The organism is Desulfosporosinus sp. OT (assembly GCF_000224515.1).
Taxonomy (GTDB): Bacteria; Bacillota; Desulfitobacteriia; order Desulfitobacteriales; family Desulfitobacteriaceae; genus Desulfosporosinus.
On the sequence record NZ_AGAF01000014.1, the window covers coordinates 1 to 11,634 of the forward strand.

Annotated in this window: 9 protein-coding genes and 1 pseudogene; 1 reads left to right on the forward strand and 9 read right to left on the reverse strand. The window is 39.1% G+C overall.

What is annotated here, in order from left to right:
• Window positions 1-136 precede the first annotated feature (136 nt).
• Window positions 137-349, reverse strand: coding sequence for a helix-turn-helix transcriptional regulator (locus DOT_RS01165; RefSeq protein WP_009612987.1), 213 nt, complete (start codon window positions 347-349; stop codon window positions 137-139).
• A gap of 125 nt (window positions 350-474) precedes the next feature.
• Here DOT_RS01165 and DOT_RS30920 point away from each other — a divergent pair, with 125 nt between their 5' ends.
• The gene (locus tag DOT_RS30920; RefSeq protein ID WP_192807792.1) at window positions 475-630 is read left to right on the forward strand and encodes a hypothetical protein; all 156 of its coding nucleotides are present in this window, start codon (window positions 475-477) and stop codon (window positions 628-630) included.
• Window positions 631-724: 94 nt separating this feature from the next.
• On the opposite strand, the pseudogene DOT_RS01170 reads toward DOT_RS30920, so the two are convergent.
• The 8 genes and pseudogenes from DOT_RS01170 to DOT_RS01205 form a co-directional block, all read right to left on the reverse strand.
• Window positions 725-2,462, reverse strand: a pseudogene (locus tag DOT_RS01170) (DUF3427 domain-containing protein); the annotation flags it as partial.
• Window positions 2,463-2,483: 21 nt separating this feature from the next.
• Window positions 2,484-5,441: an AAA family ATPase gene (locus tag DOT_RS01175; RefSeq protein ID WP_009612990.1), complete on the reverse strand. Its 2,958-nt coding sequence runs from the start codon at window positions 5,439-5,441 to the stop codon at window positions 2,484-2,486.
• A gap of 3 nt (window positions 5,442-5,444) precedes the next feature.
• On the reverse strand, window positions 5,445-6,056 hold the full coding sequence (locus DOT_RS01180) for an ABC-three component system middle component 1 (RefSeq protein WP_009612991.1): 612 nt from the start codon (window positions 6,054-6,056) through the stop codon (window positions 5,445-5,447).
• Window positions 6,053-7,963: an ABC-three component system protein gene (locus DOT_RS01185; RefSeq protein ID WP_009612992.1), complete on the reverse strand. Its 1,911-nt coding sequence runs from the start codon at window positions 7,961-7,963 to the stop codon at window positions 6,053-6,055. The genes DOT_RS01180 and DOT_RS01185 overlap by 4 nt, the downstream gene beginning before the upstream one ends.
• A gap of 410 nt (window positions 7,964-8,373) precedes the next feature.
• Window positions 8,374-9,267 carry a GIY-YIG nuclease family protein gene (locus DOT_RS01190; RefSeq protein WP_009612993.1) on the reverse strand — a complete coding sequence of 298 codons (894 nt, stop codon included), beginning with the start codon at window positions 9,265-9,267 and terminating at the stop codon, window positions 8,374-8,376.
• 44 nt (window positions 9,268-9,311) lie between these two features.
• Complete coding sequence (locus tag DOT_RS01195; RefSeq protein ID WP_009612994.1) at window positions 9,312-10,043, reverse strand: hypothetical protein; 732 nt, start codon at window positions 10,041-10,043, stop codon at window positions 9,312-9,314.
• Window positions 10,040-11,095 (reverse strand): AAA family ATPase, encoded by a 1,056-nt coding sequence (locus tag DOT_RS01200; RefSeq protein ID WP_009612995.1) that lies wholly within the window; start codon window positions 11,093-11,095, stop codon window positions 10,040-10,042. Before DOT_RS01200 ends, DOT_RS01195 begins: the two co-directional genes overlap by 4 nt.
• Window positions 11,092-11,631 carry an AAA family ATPase gene (locus tag DOT_RS01205; RefSeq protein WP_009612996.1) on the reverse strand — a complete coding sequence of 180 codons (540 nt, stop codon included), beginning with the start codon at window positions 11,629-11,631 and terminating at the stop codon, window positions 11,092-11,094. The genes DOT_RS01200 and DOT_RS01205 overlap by 4 nt, the downstream gene beginning before the upstream one ends.
• Window positions 11,632-11,634: the final 3 nt, after the last annotated feature.

Genomic DNA, 11,634 nt, shown 5'->3' on the forward strand with positions numbered 1-11,634 from the left:
CGTACCCCGGCACACCCGGCAAAATCTCAAAATCATACAGATGATAGCTTTTCCAATGCTTGTAAAATGATGTGAAGCTGTTTGAACGTAATATCTACAGGAGTAATAACTCATCTCCAGGCTGTGTGGCGAAACATTAACGATAGGGCCTTTTATTATTGGTCAATCCCACCAGATAGTCAATACTGGTTTTATAGAATTCAGCAAGTTTAATAAGCGAGGAACTAGGAATATCCAGAATACCGCTTTCATATCTGGAATAGGTTGTTTGGCTTACCTTCAGCAAGGTGGCAAGCTCTTGCTGAGTCAAATCCTTGTCCTCTCGTAAATCACGCAATCGTTGGTACATGATGCTCACCCCAACACTATTTTATAGTATGCGATAATTGCATATTGATTATTATGCGAAAAACGCATAAAATAGTGAGTGTAAACCACTATTTGAGGTGAAGAACATTGGTAAATTATAAAAAAATGTATAGTATACTCTTCAACAAAATGACAGATATCATTGAAGAGATTCAACAGATACAGCGCCAAACTGAAGAAATGTACTTAAATAGTAAAGACAGTGAATTTGTTCTTCTGAAGTCAGGCCAGGATTCAGACCGCCCTGGAAAGCAAGAATAATTAGTGTTAAATAGCCCCCACCTAGCTTAGATGAGAGCTATAACTATTCGACCTCTTCATGGCTATGGTAATCCCTGCGCAATAACAGCAGAAATCAAACTTTAACCGTCTTCTTCAGCACAAACCCCGGCAGAGGCTCCTTCATCTTCCAGACAATACTAATGGGTGCTGATCCATAATGGCTTTGAAAATCGGCAAAACCAAGACAAGTATATGGAGAGGTAAAAGCTCCCTCTTGCTTATACTCTCTCACAAAAAACAACACATTCCCATCACTGGCTGCTTGGTTAAGATACCTCTGCCCTGTCAAGGATTCCACCGTCGTGCGGCTTTGGGACTGCCAATGAAACAGCTCTTCATTGATGGAATAATCCTGATACATGGTTGACAGAGAATAGTCCTTTTCCGACTTATTCAAGGTCACGAAAAAGACATCCAGCTTCTTCTCAGCCAGGTAGAGAACTCCTTCCCGGAAAGAGCTCCTCTTTTGTTCTGAATGTTTGCCCAAAGCCACCAAAATCTGATCAAAGGTATAGGCACAGTATAAGTCCAGTGAATATTCATCCTCAAAGCCAATTAAAGGCTTATCCACGAAATCGATCTTGCCAAATTGATAGTCCAGTAAATCCATTAGTTCTTGGTAAAGCCGCGGATCATTAATGGCCCAATAAATCGCCTCTTCAATTGAAGCAAACCTCTCACCCAGATCACCAAGCCCCTTACCCCATAGAGTATAGTGAACCATAGTTAGCATTGTCCGTTCCACAGTGGTTAAAGAATGCAATAAAGAACCTTTGCTCAAAAGAATCAGCGGTATGATCTTCTGCATAAAACCAATCCAGCGTCTGGAATTTATAAAAGATAATCTTCCAAGCGCAGAGGCGAGCAATCGTTCCCGCTCGGCATCTGCCTCATATTCCTTCAGTAAACCAGCTTGAGCCGCCAGCCCCACAACCGTCACTTTTTTACTGTAGACGTCTTGGGGTGTCACATGATAACTCTCAAAAAACTCCCTGACCTTTAGCTCCTGTTTAGTCTCAATAAGATCATGGAGCTTGCTGATTATATTACGCTTAGTATTAATGGCATTGCGAATGTTCTCCAGAATGTAGTCCTGGGCTTGCTTTTCCAATTGGATAGAGCAGCCTCTGGGCACATTGGAAAAGCCCGTCTTAATTTCCTGCTCAATGGTTTTTCGAGACCTGGATAACAAGGCTTTAAAACGGTCTTCAAAGGAATACTTCTGGTGTGCTTGTCCCACAAAGTCCAAGACCGTCAGGGCTTCTTTTCCCTCACAGAGTCTTAGCCCCCGGCCTAACTGCTGCAAAAAGACAGTTAAGCTTTCCGTGGGCCGCAGAAAAAGAACCGTATTCACTTCAGGAATATCAATTCCTTCATTATATATATCCACCACAAAAACAAAGGTGATTTCCTTCGTGACCAGACGCCGCTTCACATTATCCCTCACAACGCTCTCTGATTCCGCCACCAGAAATTCTGAAGGAATCCCCGCTTTATTAAAAACCTGAGCCATAAATTCAGCATGCCTTTTATTTAAGCAAAAACCAATTCCGATGATCTCCCCATGTTCCAGACAATAATTTTCCAGAGCGCTGATAATATAACCAACTCGTTTTTCAGCAATGGCTTTTTCAATCACATAAAGATTCTCCAGTTCCCGCTCATCGTAATTTCCCGCTCCCAGTGAACCTGACTAAGGTCAACATTATCCGTTACCCCAAAATAATGAAAATGACTGAGCAATTTCCGTTCAATAGCTTCCCATAAGCGGATTTCGGCAGCAACTCTGCCCTAAAAGATGAATAGATGTTGTTTATTTGATTTATAATTGTTCAGATAATACGTTCAGCAGTCACGCCGCCACTTCTATCAACCAACAGAAAGATTTTAGACTGAACCCCTTCATTTTCGAGCTTTCTCTGAAAGAATTTTGCTTGGATCGAATCGTGAGTACTCATCATCACTTGATAGTCAAATTCAATAATATAATCTCTTAACACATCAAAAACCGACGAGGCATGCACAAGATCATGGTGTTGAGTCGGATCATCCAAAAGTAAAGCTTTCCATGGCGTCCATTGATATCTATTAGCCATTGCCAACATAAAAGTTAATTGCAAATCTGTAAGTTGAGCTTCACTGGCTATATGGGCAATATCAGTATTTTTATCATGAATAAGTGCTGAAGTTTTGGCTGTAAGCTTATTTCTTGAAATTTTATTACTTAATAACGGAGCATTCGCTATTAAGGGGTTAATGACAATTCTTTTAAGCAATCCTTTCCAAGGTTCATTAATGGCATCGAGTTCCTCATGAATTTTTTCAGACTCTAACATTACGTTATCAAGAAAAATCTTTACAGCCTTCCCTTTTTCTATAGCATTTTGCAAAATGATTTTTTTTTGACATACTGAGGTTTTTAAAATCTCAATATATTCCTCTTCGCTCACATCATTTATTCGCTTTTTCACTTCATTATTAACTTCTTCAAACTTTTCGGCAGCACGCCAATTGGCTAGATCTTGCTCGATTTTATTCGAACTGGTGCTTGCTTTTTCTAATTCGTCAGTAGATTTTTTAAGGACCTCAAGTTTAAGTTCTAAAGCTTCTTGGTTTGGCTTCCCTTCCAGCCCTGCTTGTTCCCATTCAGCGAGAATACCATCTTGACTGCCTTTGATCTTAGAAATCCCATCATTCTCAAGTAAGCAGAAATCCTGATATTTTTTAAGTTCTGCTTCGTTTCTTAATAATGCAGCTTCAAAATCATTGTTTTTATTAATCATTTCTTTTTCTTGGATTGATTTGCTGGAAAGATTATTAATAATTGCATCTCTCTGTTCACTGCGCAAAGACTCAGTGATGTTTTTGACTTTTAAATTAATGACGTTTATCTCATTTTGCAGTTGGATTATTTTGGAGGCCAAGTGGTTTATGGATCTTTCTTCTTCGCTTTTTTTCAGATTGGCATTGTCTATTTTATCACTATCCTCATGCGGCTCAAGCTGACTTTTCTTAGTCTCTAAATCTTTAATCGCTGAAGTAATTTGCAGAACCTGGTCTTCAATATATAAATGTGCTTCCTCAGGGGTCTTGAAACCGGGAAATTGTGGCTGAATACTTTCCGAGATTATCTTTTGATTTTCTTCAAGTCTGCTTTTTTCGGATATTAAATTGGAGATAGTATCTTGTAGTTTTCGATCCTCCTGACCTAATTTTTCTTTAGCTTCTTCAAGAACAGTTAAAGCCTTTTTTTCTTCCTCAATAGCATGAGGTATGGCAGGATTTAATTTATTTAGTGAGTTCTCTATTAGTTCAACTAAGTCTTCCGGTTCATAAACAGCTTGACAGACTGGGCAGGATTTTTGATTTTCAGCCAAGTTTTTTCTGATAGTGCTGACAGCCTCTTGGATAGCTCCAGAAGCCTCATTGAGTGACTGGAGATTATTCTTTTTCATTAAATATTTATTTTCCGCCTCGGAAACTTCACGATCCAGGAGTGATTTTGATTCTTGATAGTCATTTTTTTTCTTTTCTAATACAGGCATTTTTATTTTCAGAATTTCATTATTGAGATCCAAGAGATTTTGCCATTGCTTTTGAAAATCTCTTTTGATTTCAATCTGATTAAGTAAATTTCTCATTTCTTTTTTTGAATTTTCAATAAGTTTATGTTGATCTCGAATCCGTTCGTTTTTCTTCAAATATTCAACTGTCGCCTCAGACAATTTTTTTAATTCGCTTAATTCTTTTTCCTTTTGCTCTAACTCTGACGTTTTAACTTTAAGATGACTCTGTTGTTGGTCTATTTCATCGTACATGGATTTGATAGAATTTAGTTTTGTTATTTCACTTTGTAATTTAAACAAATCTACCTTAATGGATTGGATATCATTTTTAGTCTGTTCAATGATTGGACTTAACGTAGTAATTTTTAATGAATGTTCAAAAACAACGGTTTGTTTTTCTGTTAACAATTTTAGATTTGAAGAATAAAGCTGTGTACGCTCTTTCAAGGCGTTTAACCGTATATTTAAGTCAATCTTTTTATCTTTCTCTTGTTTTAAGGATATTCTAGTTTTTTCAAAATAAGAATTTATTTGTGCAAAATTGGGCTCATCCTTATATTCTTCACAGCCGATCAACTTGCTAATAAGATGAATTTCTCTAACGATTTCATTTAATGGGGTTAGTGTGGCTTCAGTTGCAAGACTATCTCTTTTGGCAATTAATTCCTCGAATTCAGAAAGTTTCTTTTGGGCCTCATATGAGTTTTCTGATACAACTGTTTCGGTTTTTCCGATTGCCGCTAAAAGCCCTTGTTTTTTGGAAAGAATATTATGCAACTCTTTTCCCAGCGGTAGTTTACTTAGGAAATCACCAGCATCCTTGTCATTCTTATCAATAAACCATTGGTTACTGCGCTGTTCAAGAAAATGCGTTAGCCTAAATAAATAAGGCAAAGATGATTGATTTTCTATTTCAAACAAATCTCCATAATTGCCATTTCTCTCACAATTCCCGCCTCTTCGATAGCTCACCTGGCAGTATTTGCCTTCTGAAAAATCCAAGCGTACACCCATTTCTGCCAATCCGTCTCGAATAATCGCGTCAGGAGAACTTATAAGCCGTTTAATTTGACCAGTCAAAGCTAATTCAATGGCTTCATAAATAGTTGTCTTCCCTGTTCCGTTTGGAGCTAAAATTATTGTAGCACCAGTACCAAAGTCAATTTCAACATTTCCTCCTAATCTACGAGCATTATTAATGGTTATTTTTTCTATATGTTTCATAAATCAATTCCGCCCTTCAAGAAGTTCGTCAAAAAGCTCACTCCCTGACAACTCAGAAAAGGCTTTTTTCCATCCTTTTTGCACTTCAGGAGTAAGCCAACTAAATTGAGCAAGAGTTTTGGAAAAAGCCTTCTCCAGCGGGTCTGTACTTTCAGAGGTATCTTCACTGCTTATAAATCTTTGTAAAAAAGTTCGGTTAACAAAATCAGAAATCTCTTCATTCGGTAATAGAACATATTTGCGGCAAAACTGTTCGGTCGATTCAATACGTAGACATTCTTGGGCGCTTATGTCGCGGTTAAATGCTAAAAAGAGATATAGATCCACACTCTCCGGTCCCAATAGATTTTCTTTAACTGAAGCAATCCAGGTTAAAGCGCTTTTCAGTTCAGCTTTGATTTCGCTTTCACTATCAGCTGCTATTTCTATAAATACTAGTGTTTTCCATGTGTCAACTTCAATATTCGACCGCTTAATGCGAAAAATCTCCTTGTGATTAAGATTTTCAGTAGAAAATCTCAGCAATTCTTCCGCAAATTCGACTTGATCATTATCAAACTCATAGCGATCAGTAATCAAACCGCGAATTTTGTCCTTTATCCCTTCAAATTTCATACCATCACTCCATTAGCTATTTTTTCAACTTCAATCCGAGTATTATTCCTACCTCTGTCTAAACTTCCCTGAAGATATTCCCTTATATCTGATATGCTACCGCTTTTTAGTTTTCTTTTAAATTCCCAGCCTTGAGTAATTAATAATTTCGGATACCGGGGGTGTGATAATAAGCAACCTTTTGTAAATCCACCGAATATGTCGTCATTAAAAACATAAGCCTCTGGAAGTTCTGACTGTGGGATTATTAAAATTTCCCCTGGTTCTTTTTCAAGTAATTTTCCGATACCTTCATCAGCGTCGATTTCCATAATCTTTTTAAACTCTTCGGCAGGACCACTCCAATAAGCGAGTCCAATTGAATTCACTTTTAACTGATCTTTTACTGCTTTCCAACTTCTATTTTTATCATCACCTAAACATACAGATACGACCAATAAAAGAAAAATTGACTCGGCCAATAAAACTGCTGTTCTTAAGCCAACTCGTAACTCGCCAGAGATTGATTTTCCTTCGGCCTGGGGATGAAGCATTTTGGTAAAGAGCTTTTTTTGTTCTTCTATGTTATTTTCAAGTAAGGGTTTCCAGGTGATCCATCGTTTTTCGACTTCCGTTCTGAGATCACCGTTTGTCATATCTCGGATAATATTAAATATAATTGTCTTAATATGTTCGAAGCTGCACTTATACATTTCATTCTGTAGTTCATTGGCAAACTGTTCCTGTTCACCTATTGCAGCAAGCTCTTTTTTTTCACTATGGGTTGATTGATTCAATCCACCCAAGATCCGTAAATCATCAAGATCGTTTTTTAATAATCCCAGGGTTCCGCCGGTTTTGTTTTTAATGGCGTTTTCCCAGCTAGGTTTATCAGAACAAATAATACCAAATAAACCTTGAGGGTGCAGTGAAAGGCGCATTAGGCTTTGCGATACACAACAATTTTCTATACAAGCTCCCTCAATTTTTAACTCACGTGCATTGGGGTTGCCTGAAGTCCATAATGCAGGGACTATAACTGAGGGTCTTTCAATTTCAGTATTATCCTTCAAATCATTGATACCTGATATATGCCAAGTTGTTCTATCATTTTGAAACAATGTCCATCTTGCTATATCAGGGAGCAAATATTCTCTTAGTTCAAACAATAATTGTCGTGGCCGTATTGCACCGGCAAAAGTTTGATTTTCTTCCATATATGAAAAAATTAATGAACATACTTTATCAACCATTATTGGTTGAAATATGTCCTTTTTAAGATCTTCCTTAACATCGTCAATAATTTCGGATTCCAATCTTGTTGACTTTATCTTTAATAACTGCATAAGTTTAAGAATATGATCCCAATCATTAAATCCGCACCAAGTCCTAAGCCAATTATAGATATTCTGTGTACCATTATCGTTAACGGCTAGATTATCAAGATCTTTTGCAGTGGTAATACTTTTATAATGATCTTCGAAAAGAATTCTCAAATGTCGGATTTCAAGTCCTTTTTTTATTTCTATTGAACTTTCTGGAAGTACCAGCCAAAATTCATGTTTAAAAGCAGCTGAATTAACGTCATTTGAATTTATCCATTTTCCGAGGCTTTCAAGTGACTCATCTAAAGGTGACAAATCTTTAAGTTGGCCTACTCTTAACTTTGACCCTTTTCCATATGTATCTCGAGTAATTGCGTCTGAAGAAAAAGGTGTTGTTTGTCTTTTGGCTTGTATATAAATATTGCTGCCATCGTTTTTTTCAATAACAAAATCATCCCATTTGTCGATATTACCTTGTTCAGCACCTATTGCTAAATGGTGAGGATGCCCTTTTACGAAGAACACTAACATATTAGATATTTCTTTTAGGGCAAGGTGTTTCTCATATATCTTTGTTTGATCAAGTCTGAGTTTATTTAACATAAATAGCCTCCAACTTACTGGTTAGTAGTTTTTGCTCCCTCACTACAACCTTCTCCCAAAAATCGGTCGTTATATTTTGACATTCGCGAAATTCCACTACTTTCCTTCTTTATTGATGCAATCAAGTGAAAATTTAGTATATAAATAACAAAGTAGCCTTTACTTAAAAAAGCTACTTAAATTAAGTCATATCTAGGAGCCCCGGTCAATTATTCTTTTAACCTTTTCCTCCATCTTTTTCTGATCCTTTACCCCAGATACACATTTCATTATGCCATTCCGGACACTGCGGATTCGGCAATTGGTCCCTGCTTTGAGGCAAAACGATCAGGTGTTAACCAGTCGTAATCTGTGATACCACATACTGTTTCATGAAGGTGAACCCTCAAGATACTATTCGATTTAAACAGTTATTCGCTGCCTTCAATTTCCTTCAGGCTTCTGCCATCGGAAGTTTTCCAGTCAACGAGTCCGTTTGTGTGTCCGCCGATAACAAACGCTGCTGCATATGACGGACTACGAAACAGAACATCCTCCTGTAACACACCACTTTCATCGACCGTAGCTTTCCTTCGTCTTTCTTTAATGCCTGGCGGTATGCTCTCGGAATCGATTGTCTCAATGTGGCTGCCTTTGAGCACCACAAACCCTTCGTTCGTTCTCTTGCATTCAGCTTCAATGACTTGGCCGCTTTTCTTGCTTTTCCGTTTAAAGTGAAGCAACAGATCGTTATCCTCAGCTATATCCGGCTGGATTGTCGGTTTGTTATCCGCCAATTTCTCGAACACTTTATGTCCCAAAGTTCCCATGACAATCTCGGCGTTGTCGATGAATTCTTCCAGCTCGCTCTCTTTTTCCTCCGTGATGTTTCCAGAGGTAGGGTCGTTCCCATTCTTAACGATATAGCGCTTCGCTTCGTTCGCCAGAGCACAGAAGCGGTTTTCAAGGTAGCTGATTTCCGTCGGCCCGAAGGAGTTATTTGAGGTGGTAAATACAACTGCTTCCGTCCAATAGTCCTTGTCCGGATTGCGTTTGTGTTCCTTCAGGCGATAGAGGATGCCTTCGCCGTTTTTCCTCACGCCAGCCTGACCGATATAAACGACGCTCTCATCGGTTTCATCAGATGTGCCAAATAAGAAGTACACACCGCTTTGTGACAAATCATCTCGTCCCTTGCATTTATCTATTTCATTGCGCGGGATCTTATAGGCCACGCCGGTCCAGTTGGCGAGGGTGCATTTGACACGCCCGCTTGGTGTGCCGTCCATAAGAAACAAATTAATACTTTTGCCGCGTGCCGTCATAGCATACACCTCTTCTATCCTTCTACAAAATGCATATAAGTCTGTTATAGCTCTAAATCTAAATCGGCCTTAAGTTCATCTTGTGCCAAAGAATTGACACAAGCCATCGCACAGGCAGAAAACTGCGCTTCAGGGCTGATTGCATCTGATAATCTTCGCAAACAGGCTTTTCTGCTAATATCACCTGTGCTATACTCGGCGAGCGTTCTAGAAATATCTTCCCATAATCTAGCCCTTGCAGATTTGATGGATTGTTCGCTCAAATTGTACAGCGTTTTCGATATTTCTACACGTTTGATATCAATTGGTTCATTAGACGCGCAGAGCACATCTCCTCCGAAAAAAGTCAGCACATTCACATCATCTTGCTTACAAGGATCAAGCAAGAGCGGCTGTTCATCTTCTGAACCACCCCGAGTTAAATAGGGGCTACCCTCTTGTAAGGGGAAATAACATCCTTTTCCACCTTCACCTGTAACTCGGTTTGCATAAATACAACATGCCCGGTAATTCGCTTCATCATTTGCAAGCCAGCTATATCCCGTATGCTGCAAGGGTTCATTATATGGGTTATCTTGAAACCGTCTGACCTCTGCTTTCGGCCGGAAGTGGTCGATATGTACATCCTGTCCCAGCAACTTGATTTCTGTGTACCAGCATTTCCCGTAAAAAAGCTCTTTGAAGTCCTCACGAAGCTGTTCATTTTTCCAGAGCTCTGTTCTATCTCCCCAACTAGATCGTTTTTGCAGCAATTCTGTCGTATCTAAATATCTCATTCTCTGTCCTCGTATAATGCCTGAATAATTTCTTTGATTTTTTCTCTTCTTTGCTCGATTTCATCAAAGGAGAGGTATTCTTTTGAGTAAAACTCCGAGTTGCGGAACTCCTTGATAAAATCGTCATATAAAAAATCAATGGTATTGTAGGAAATCGGCAGGGACCCCAGTTCAGCAGTCAATTCCCTGAGATGCGTTTTTTCCTCCTCCGTAATCTCCTTGTTAATCAGTCTAATGTATAACTGCTGCCGCTCTATATACTTCTGGGATGTCTCTTGGTCATAAGAAGTTTGCAAGCCATAGTATTCGCTTTGCAGCAGACCATCGATTCCCATTCCTTTGGTCTCTTCTGTGGGCTCGTAAACCTTCGTGAAGAAAAAACCATTGTCCTCAATTAACGCAACGTTGTAAGCAAAAATCCGAATAAACCTTTTATCCACCCCGTTAATGACCAGTGGATCATGTGTGGCAATCAGCACTTGAGTATTGATTGCAGCATCTAACGAACCATCTATCGTTGCTTTAAGTTCGTATTTCCATTTTGGATTCATGTGGGCATCCGGCTCGTCCATCAAAACAAGACAGTCCTCATCCTTGCAGACGCCAAGCATCCCCAAGACCTTTATGAGTTGCCGTTGACCTTCGCTCATTTCATCAACGCTTACCCTGCTCTCGCCGTGTTTTACATAGACTTTATACTTTGCCGAGAACAAGGAGGCAAGCTTCTCGAAAAAATTATAGATTGAGATGGAATCCAGTCCAAGTTCTTCAAGTTTTGTTAGGCTAAAAAACGCCTTATCACCAGTGGAATATTGAAATCCACGTGAAAATACATCAACAAAATGCAGATCGATAAAGTCAATCGCAAGAACTAATTCTTTTGGCATCTGTACCGTGTCCATATCATTTGCAGGGAAGAACTCCTTAATTTTGCGCAGGTCAACTTCAACATCGACATTTTCAACCGCAGAAAAATTACAGTTTTTAAGCAGATGGCGCTTTTCAAAGGAGTCCGTACCGGCCAATATAGCACAAAGGAAGACATGCGTCATATCATCAGTGCAGTAGTTATATTACGCCGTGGAAATTCAGGCCTGATATTCTCTTCAGGGCTGTTGATCGTTGAAAGGTAGCTCTGTAGCTCTTTACGGCAGTTTCGCAGATATCCCCGCTCCATACGGTGAAACAGCGGAAAAAGACCATCATTGTAACCGGAATAATAGGCCACCACACGTTTTGGGAAGATAGATCGACCGTCGTTCAACAGTTGGGAACGAATCGCTACCATTTTTCCGACATATCCATTCATTGGTTCTGTGTAAACCTGGTAGTAATGATCGTGTTGTGATATGGAGATATTCTGTCCTGCAAACTGGTATTCCAGCTCATAATTATAATCAATCGTTTTCTCCACTGCATCAGAGTCAAACGACATGGTGATTTGAGTGATCACCTTCAGCATAGTTGATTTTCCCGTGCCGTTTTCACCGACAAGAATTGTGGAGCTCCCGCCGTCAACCACTGTAAAGCGAACAGAAAAATCGACAAGGCATCGATGGTTATCTACAATCAGCTTTTTAATTTGCATGGT

Bases quoted from the DNA above. Each gene is read 5' to 3' on its own strand.
- DOT_RS30920 (WP_192807792.1), top strand. From the start codon at position 475: ATGTATAGTATACTCTTCAACAAAATGACAGATATCATTGAAGAGATT.
- DOT_RS01195 (WP_009612994.1), bottom strand. From the start codon at position 10,043: ATGAGATATTTAGATACGACAGAATTGCTGCAAAAACGATCTAGTTGG.
- DOT_RS01180 (WP_009612991.1), bottom strand. From the start codon at position 6,056: ATGAAATTTGAAGGGATAAAGGACAAAATTCGCGGTTTGATTACTGAT.
- DOT_RS01185 (WP_009612992.1), bottom strand. From the start codon at position 7,963: ATGTTAAATAAACTCAGACTTGATCAAACAAAGATATATGAGAAACAC.
- DOT_RS01200 (WP_009612995.1), bottom strand. From the start codon at position 11,095: ATGACGCATGTCTTCCTTTGTGCTATATTGGCCGGTACGGACTCCTTT.
- DOT_RS01190 (WP_009612993.1), bottom strand. From the start codon at position 9,267: ATGACGGCACGCGGCAAAAGTATTAATTTGTTTCTTATGGACGGCACA.
- DOT_RS01165 (WP_009612987.1), bottom strand. From the start codon at position 349: ATGTACCAACGATTGCGTGATTTACGAGAGGACAAGGATTTGACTCAG.
- DOT_RS01175 (WP_009612990.1), bottom strand. From the start codon at position 5,441: ATGAAACATATAGAAAAAATAACCATTAATAATGCTCGTAGATTAGGA.
- DOT_RS01205 (WP_009612996.1), bottom strand. From the start codon at position 11,631: ATGCAAATTAAAAAGCTGATTGTAGATAACCATCGATGCCTTGTCGAT.